Origin of the sequence: Haloarcula sp. Atlit-47R, assembly GCF_003665985.1 — an archaeon.
Lineage (GTDB): Archaea > Halobacteriota > Halobacteria > Halobacteriales > Haloarculaceae > Haloarcula > Haloarcula taiwanensis.
In genome coordinates this window covers 1-7,516 of the sequence record NZ_QPLQ01000012.1, presented here as the reverse complement: position 1 = coordinate 7,516, position 7,516 = coordinate 1, and the positions used below count along the sequence as shown (strand labels likewise).

Annotated in this window: 7 protein-coding genes and 1 pseudogene; all 8 read left to right on the top strand. The window is 64.4% G+C overall.

What is annotated here, in order from left to right:
• On the top strand, positions 1–1,649 hold a 1,649-nt coding region (locus DVK00_RS20555; RefSeq protein WP_121538798.1), incomplete at its 5' end, for a hypothetical protein.
• Positions 1,642–1,893, top strand: coding sequence for a hypothetical protein (locus DVK00_RS20550; protein ID WP_121538796.1), 252 nt, complete (start codon positions 1,642–1,644; stop codon positions 1,891–1,893). The genes DVK00_RS20555 and DVK00_RS20550, both read left to right, overlap by 8 nt.
• Entirely contained in the window at positions 1,886–2,686 is an 801-nt protein-coding gene (locus tag DVK00_RS20545; RefSeq protein ID WP_233560862.1) for a hypothetical protein, read from the top strand. Before DVK00_RS20550 ends, DVK00_RS20545 begins: the two co-directional genes overlap by 8 nt.
• The gene (locus DVK00_RS20540) at positions 2,686–3,015 is read left to right on the top strand and encodes a hypothetical protein (RefSeq protein WP_121538792.1); all 330 of its coding nucleotides are present in this window, start codon (positions 2,686–2,688) and stop codon (positions 3,013–3,015) included. Before DVK00_RS20545 ends, DVK00_RS20540 begins: the two co-directional genes overlap by 1 nt.
• Positions 3,008–4,957: an ATP-binding protein gene (locus DVK00_RS20535; protein WP_121538790.1), complete on the top strand. Its 1,950-nt coding sequence runs from the start codon at positions 3,008–3,010 to the stop codon at positions 4,955–4,957. Before DVK00_RS20540 ends, DVK00_RS20535 begins: the two co-directional genes overlap by 8 nt.
• Before the next feature lie 2 nt (positions 4,958–4,959).
• Entirely contained in the window at positions 4,960–6,507 is a 1,548-nt protein-coding gene (locus tag DVK00_RS20530; RefSeq protein ID WP_121538788.1) for a hypothetical protein, read from the top strand.
• Complete coding sequence (locus DVK00_RS21470) at positions 6,500–6,712, top strand: hypothetical protein (protein WP_158598836.1); 213 nt, start codon at positions 6,500–6,502, stop codon at positions 6,710–6,712. Before DVK00_RS20530 ends, DVK00_RS21470 begins: the two co-directional genes overlap by 8 nt.
• Positions 6,702–7,516: pseudogene (locus DVK00_RS20525) on the top strand (hypothetical protein); the annotation flags it as partial. The gene DVK00_RS21470 and the pseudogene DVK00_RS20525, both read left to right, overlap by 11 nt.

Genomic DNA, 7,516 nt, shown 5'->3' with positions numbered 1-7,516 from the left:
GCGCGTCGAGCGACTGGACAGCGCCGGGACCGTTCAACATCTCGGAGCTGCGGACGGGCGGCGACCAGATATCAAGTGGTGGCTCACAGGGGCCGCCGGAGTCGACGCGGATGCTCCCGACCGGCGGGATCGTGCTGAAGTACCTGCCGTTGAATCCGGCCCAGTCGTCCTACCAGCCGCTCGGTCGGAATCAGGCACTCAAAACGGACTATCTGCTGGCCTACACATCCGCATTCGGTGAGTCTGTCGGTGACTACGAGTTCGTCGTCGTGTTCTGGCAGGAGCGGACGACGAGCGTCAACGGGACACAGCAGACCTACGCGGCGAACCAGACTGTCCAGCGGATTAGCTTCGAGGCAGATAAAGGCTACTCAGCGTCGAAACTGAAACTGCAGTCGCATTACGACCAGCAGTGGCAGGCAACGGCGTGGCTGGAACAAGACGGCAGCCGCGTCGAGGGCGCACGCTGGCGGTTCGGTCACCAGACCAACCCACTGACGGCGTCCCCGGCCTACCCGACGAACTCGAAAGGCGACCTCTGGCGCTGGGGGGCGCTGAACCTGATTATCCCGGCGATTTGTGGGATTCTGTTCAGCGGCGCGTCGGCCAAGCACATCCTCTCGCGAACGATTCTCGGGACGCTGAAAGGCGTCACGTACTGGGCCGGTGTCGTCGCCGTCGTGGTCGGCATTGCGGCGATAATTGGGACGTGGCAAACGTCGATCATCCTCGCGAACGCACCCATCGCGGTCGGCATCCTGATGGGATTGCTGGCGTTGCCGGTGATGCTTTCCATCCGGGACAGCGACCTCTCGAAAGCCGGGTTTTTCCAGCGCAGACTCCGGCAAGGCGCTATCTCGCCCAGCGGGGAAGAGACGGTCGGGACACGGCGTGTGCCGAACAAAATCAAGTCTGTGTACCGACACGGCGACCAGTTGTACGCGCCGATAGCCGGCCTTCGGCCGATGCTGGCCCGCTACTGGGCTGACCCAGCGAAGATACCGACCGAGGACTGGAAGAGCTACGACAGCGGCGAAGGCGACCTCGACCAGCTCTTCGAAGTCGACCCAGAGTCCGACAAGGTGCTGCGGCACAAGCCGGCACGGCTGAAGTTCTCGCCAACACTGACGAAAGAGGTCGACGAAGAGGACCTCGCGGACCCGCCCGAAGGTGAAGGCATCGCGGCGCTGCCGGGGGCTATCTCGGCAGTGGCATCGAACTGGGTGGCCCGTCGGAACTGGCGATTCATCGGCATCGCGCTCGGCGGTGGCGCGCTGGTCTACCTCGGGACAGTCGCGGCACTGGGCTCGTCGATTATTGGACTAGGGCTGGCGACGTTGCCGGCGCTCATCGAAGGCCACGAAACTCGCGACGGGTCGCTCGAAGTCGACTGGGGGCCGTCGCACTGGAACGACGTGCAAGCACAGGTCCAGACCGAGCGCCACGAGTACGAAGAGCGCAAGACCTTCGACCAAGTTCTGCAGGCGGTCACCGAGCTGGAATGGTCTGACCACGAGAAAGGCCAGCAGATCGTCGACCGCGTTCGCACGGAGATTCAGAAAGCGCTCGACGACGAACACGGCGGGAACAACCCGTCAACGAACCTCTCGCCGTCGTCGCCACAACAGGGAGTTGATGCGGATGACTGACCCGATGGCGGCTGTCAAGGACAGTCTGGGCCGGTGGTACACCGAACCCGGAACAGTCTCCCGACTCGCTGAACTGGTCGTTCGGGGCTCTGTTGCGGGAGTCGCCGGATTCGGCGTTGCAATTGGGTTGAAGGCAACACTCGGGACTGAATTTCTGGCTGGGATGGGAATCGCAGTTCCAGCCATTTGTGCGCTGAAAGTTGCGTTTCCCGAGGACTACCGGGGGGTTGATGCGGATGACTGACCCGATAGCGGCCGACGGGCATCATGCCCTCAAATGGCTCGCGAGCGACGACGGGTCGGTCGACCGCTCGTTCGCAGCTGGGCTCGACTCGCTTCGCGCCCAGCAGCGCCATCTGCAGCAGTCCCTTCGCGATGGCTTTCAGAGTCGCACCGAGGTCTTGGAGTGGTGCCACGCCGTCGACGTGGTGTCGGGCGGCCAGACCCCGGAGACGTGGCACGAGGACCTCGTGCAAGACCGATGGGAGGTCGCTTGCCTCATGGCAGATGCGGACGACCGGGTCGCAATCTGTGACCAGGCACCCAGCGACGACGAGACTGCCGATGCGTTCCGGCGGCGGCTCATTCGGAAGGTGCTGCTGCCGGCGTTTCAGGACGCCACTGAACTGCTGCGTGAGCGGGTCGGGGAGTTCTCGGATGAAGAGGGCGTCAAAGACGCCGAACGGATTCAGTACGTCGCTGGGCGGCCACGATTGCATCAGCGCGCTGTCGAACAGCACGGGATGCTGCGGCGGACGCTCCGCGAACCGCCCCGCGTCGAATCGGAGGTCATGGCGTGGGCTGAGGATATCATTCACATGACCGAGGGCCACGTCCGCAGCGGGTTCATCGAGGACGTGCTGGACCGCCACGGCGACTGGTGGCACTCGCTGACTCGCGGGCCGTCAGTCCGGCTTGAGTGGCTGCTGGCCGGCGAGATATTCCCGGCGATGAATGCCACTCTCTCAGAGTTAGTGACCAATAGCAACGAGCTGGCCGACGTCGCTGGCCGCGCCAAGGAGGTGCCGCCGGGATAATGGATATCGAAGCAATCCGGGCGGCCCGGGCTCGCGAACAGGACGCGGCGTCACTCGTGGAACTGGCCGAACCGACAATCTTCGAGCGCACACAAGCCGCCGTCGACGACGGGGAGATCGACACCGAGGATGCGGTGCAACTGACCACCGAACTGGCCGACGAGCGGGCCGGGAAGCTCCTGAAACTGGCGTCGTTCCGGGCTGCCGGAATGGCGGTCAACTGGGACGGCGTCACCGACCAGGAGCGCGCGCTCGTCGAGGACCTCGTTGCCCGGCTCGAAGAGTGGCGCGACTCGGTGACGCCGGACACGGAGGACAGCGATGAGTGACGAGTTGTCCGACCGGGTCGCTCAGTATCTCCGCTGGCAGGTCAGCGACAAGGTGGCGCTGCTGGCTCAGCGCTATCCCGACGACACGTCGCTGACGCTGGACTGGACAGCGCTCGCGCGATGGGACCCAACGCTGGCCGAAGATATCCTCGATGCGCCCGATTCGATGCTTGAGTACGTCGAAGCGGGGATTCGGGACACGCCGCTGCCGGTCGACACGTCGCTGGGGCAGGCGACACCGCGCTTCGAGAACCTGCCTGAGTCACACACGACCGCACCCGGCGAGTTCTCACCGAGCGACCGACGTGGGCAACTGCTGGCGCTCGAAGGGCAGGTCGCAAAGCGAACGCAGGTCCAGCCACGGCTCGTCGAAGCAGCCTTTGAGTGCCAGCGCTGCGGCACTCTCACCCGGATACCATTCGAGCCCGGACAGTACATCGAGCCCTTCGAGTGCGTCGGGTGTGAGATGAAAGGCCCGTTCCGCATCAACCCGGACCAGTCCCGCTACGAAGACTATCAGAAGCTCCTGTTAGAGAATCCCAGCAGCGCGGCACTGGGCGGTGACACGTCGGATATCATCGCGCACCTGCAGGGCGACCTCGCGGGCCACGGCGCTATCGCGAACTGTCAGGACGTGGTGCTCGTTGGTGAGCTGCAGTTCCGCGGTGGCGGGCCGATTCCCGAGCCACAGGTGGTCGTGAACTCCGTGCAAGCGGCCGGGCAAACCTACCAAGACACGGAGTTCACGGCCGACCAGCGGGACCTCTTCGAGCGCCTTCGCGAGCGCCCGGAGTCGTTCGACGTGGATATCGAGAACCCGTCGACGGCGGATGTGCTGATGGCGGCCGCAGCGCCGAAGTTCGTTTCCGGGTCCCATCCACGGGACCGACAGGTCGTCCGGGGGCTCGTGCTGCAGCTGGTCAGCGCGTCGACGTTCGACGGGCCGGACGGCTCGCACTATCGGGGCGACGTTCACGTCCTGCTACCCGGCGACCCGGGCACGGGGAAGTCAGTGCTGGCGAAGTGGGCCGCGGCGGTCGCACCCCGGTCGGCGTTCGCGAGCGGCGAGCGTGTGTCGGGGCCGGGGCTGACCGCGGCGGCGGTGAAAGACGACTTTTCTGACGGCGGGTTCAGCATCGAGCCCGGCGTGCTGGTCCGCGCCCACGAGGGGATCGCGGTCGTCGACGAGCTGGACAAGGCTGGCGAGGACGCCATCGAGAAAATGCACTCGGCGCTGGCCGACCAGATACTGCCGCTGTCGCTGGCCGGCCAGTCGATGACACTGCCGGCGGAGTGTGGCCTCCTGGGCGTGTGCAACCCGCTCGGTGGTCACTTCGCTGGCGACGAGTCGCTCGTCGACGCGCTGGGTATCGACAGTCCGCTCCTGTCGCGGTTTGACCTTATCATGCAGATGCGGTCGAAGCAGGACCGCGAACACGTCCGGGAACTGGCTGAGTCGATGATTCGGACGTGGTCAGCATCGCTGAAAGACGCGACTGGGCAGGCGCTCGACACGGCTGACGCCGATGCTATCGACCCAGTGCTGTCGATGGACCAGTACCGCGCGGTCCTGATGCGGGCTCGACAGCTGCATCCCACGCCCGCGAACGACAGCGTCATCGAGGCGCTGGCCGCGTGGTTTGAAGAGCAAAAGATGGCGCTGCCGGAGCGCTATCGCGATGCACTCGCGGACGCTGACGGCCGGTATCACGGCCCGCCCGTACCCGTGACTGCCCGCAAGCTCGGGGCCGCTCGACGTGTCGCACAGGCGAGCGCTCGGGCGAACCTGCGTAAAGAGATTACGATGGCGGATGTCGAGGTGGCGAAGGAAATGGTCAGCCGGTCGCTGGCCGACCTCGATATCCCGATTGTCCACAACGCCGGGCTCGGCGGGGGCGACGTGAACCGCCGTGAGCCGGCTGATTTGACTGGAGTGAGCTAACGATGTCACAGAGAAAACCAAAGTCAGAACAGGACGGATTCACCGAACAGACGCGACAGGGCGCACAGGTTATCCACGGATGCGACCCGCCCGGCGACTGGAATGACGACGCCGAGATGATTCGGACCCGGTTCGATATCCCGGCGTTCGACCCGGAAGCGTTCTATCCACGGGAGGGCGCGGCGCTATCGGGCGTGTACCCGGATTTTCTCGTGCATATCGAAAGTGCGTCGGACGGCCCGTCGACGGTGAGTTCACCGGGGGCGTCACTGACAATGGTCGAAGCGCCGAAGGGCTCGGGGAAGTCGACGGCTGCCGACCAGTTTGCCACGTACCAGATGGAACACAACGACGAGCGCATCGTCCGCAACGGCCGCCAGAAAAGCTCAGACTGGCGGCGGATGGCTGACTGGACGACGCTGTGGCTTCCAAGCGGCGTCGACGTTGACGGCCGCTGGATGGAAGCGGTCGACCGCGAGGACCCAGACCCGGAGGACCTGTGTCGGGACGTGCGGTACTACTCGGATGTTCTCGAACTTGTCGAGCGACTGCAGAACCACCCGAAAGGGACCTACAACGTCGTGTTCCCGGACCCGTACTTCCGCAAGTGCGAGGATGCGCTGTCGACGGCAGATGCAACGGTCGAACAACCGACGTTCATCCCCAAGAACGAGCCGAACCCCACGCCGGCATCGCACTGGTGGTTTGGGTTCCTCGCGGCACGGACCTTCGACGGCCTGCGTGTCGACAGCAACGGCGAACGGAACTGGATGACCGCCCACATTGACGAGTTCGGAATGCTCGCACCGGAATCAGCACCGGGCGGTGAATCCGGCCACTGGACGCATCAGTGCATTCAGATTATGGCGAACATCGCGAAGGAAATGCGGTCGGCTGGGCTGTCGCTGGTCGGCTACGGCCACCATGAAGAGGACGTTCACAACCACTGGCTGAAAGAGTTCGATTTCTGGGTCGAACTCTCGAACCACGACCGCGGGAACCGAACGACCAAGACAGAGGCACCGAAGCCGTTCCGGGACCTCGAACAGGACCAAGACCTGCTGTCGAAGCGACCGAAGGGCTTCGGGCTGTGCTACACCGGCAGTCGGTTCTCGGAGTTCCAGTTCTCCGACCTCGGTTACCCGCACGACACGCCAGAGTTCCAGCTGCGGCTCGGTATCCCGTCGTCGGTTGACGTGTCGACCAGCGACGACGGCGGCATGGTCGTCGAGGACCTCCAAGTAGCGACCGACGACGAGGACCAGCCGACGCTCCTGGAAGAGTATCGCGCGGCTGGTGGCGCTGTGCACGAGCTGCGTGTCCTCGCGCCCGGTGACGGCATCATCGATATCTCTGGTGACGAGCCCGAGGTGCTCGAAGCGCTGTCGAGCCCGTATGCTGACGGCACGTTCCCGGAGAACCCGATCAAAACGACCCAGAATCACTATGATATCATGTTCAACCCCGACAGTAGCACGGAGATCGTGGCGGCGCGCATCCCGAGACGGACTGGCCCCGGCGCGACAACGGAGGTCGTGGCCGATGACTGACCGAGCAATGCCGCTGGTCGTGACCGATATCGACCGGCCTTTTAAGTTCACGACAGCCGGCTGCGGCGGCCCGGCTGGCGGCCGCGGCGGCACCGATCACCGCGAGCGGACAAAAATGTCCGTTCGTTACGCGCGCGTATCTGGAACAGGAACGGAAGGGGGGACCCCCCTGAACCCTGTTGGAGGTGTCGCTGATGGACAGTGATGACCTGCCACTGTCGAGCGAACAACTGTCGATTGTCGGCATGGCGCTGGCGGTCGTCGTCGTGTCCGTCGCCGCGCCGATGTTGTTCGCACCACAGTCCAACGCACCCGACGACGCGAACAGCGGGACAGTCTACTCGACGCCGACTGCCGACGACCAACAGGCAGAGTCAGCGTCGACGCCAGCAGACCCAGACAGTGACCCTATCAACGAGCTGAGTACCGCGCCACGCAATCCCGAACAACCGCTGTCGAAGGTGCCAGACACGCACGTCGAGAGTAACACGACCAAACCGTCGCTGTCAGCATCGGCGGGCGCACAGACGCTCCGGGCGTCGACAACGACTGTCGACGGCGAGCCCGCGCTGAATCTGACTGACGAGCGAACCCACGACGGACGCTGGGTCGGCGTCTCAACGGACTGGCTCAAGCAACAGCACGGGTCGGTGCCAGCCGTCGTCGGTGTCGTGCATGAGTCCGGTGCGGTGTATCAGGAAGAGGTGCACGTCCGCGATGGCGAAGCCCAGTTCTGGGTGAGCGGGTTCTCGACGAACACGATCACGTTCGGCGGGACACTGCAGATCGATGGCCAGCCGGCGACGACCGGCACGACCCACCTGTATGAGGTTCGGGACCTCGACAGTGCGACGGACCCTGAGATAACGCTGACCGGGCAGGTCAACACCGAACGCGACACGAAACAGGTCATCGGTGCGACCGACAGCCAGCTGATTCCACTGTCTGTCGCTGGCGACAACCTCGAACCACGCAATCCCGAAGTGACGTTCACGGGCGTCGAACAGAC

What these genes read in the sequence shown, in the direction of transcription:
- DVK00_RS21470 (WP_158598836.1), top strand. Translation starts at nt 6,500, where the DNA reads ATGACTGACCGAGCAATGCCGCTGGTCGTGACCGATATCGACCGGCCT.
- DVK00_RS20545 (WP_233560862.1), top strand. Translation starts at nt 1,886, where the DNA reads ATGACTGACCCGATAGCGGCCGACGGGCATCATGCCCTCAAATGGCTC.
- DVK00_RS20550 (WP_121538796.1), top strand. Translation starts at nt 1,642, where the DNA reads ATGACTGACCCGATGGCGGCTGTCAAGGACAGTCTGGGCCGGTGGTAC.
- DVK00_RS20530 (WP_121538788.1), top strand. Translation starts at nt 4,960, where the DNA reads ATGTCACAGAGAAAACCAAAGTCAGAACAGGACGGATTCACCGAACAG.
- DVK00_RS20535 (WP_121538790.1), top strand. Translation starts at nt 3,008, where the DNA reads ATGAGTGACGAGTTGTCCGACCGGGTCGCTCAGTATCTCCGCTGGCAG.
- DVK00_RS20540 (WP_121538792.1), top strand. Translation starts at nt 2,686, where the DNA reads ATGGATATCGAAGCAATCCGGGCGGCCCGGGCTCGCGAACAGGACGCG.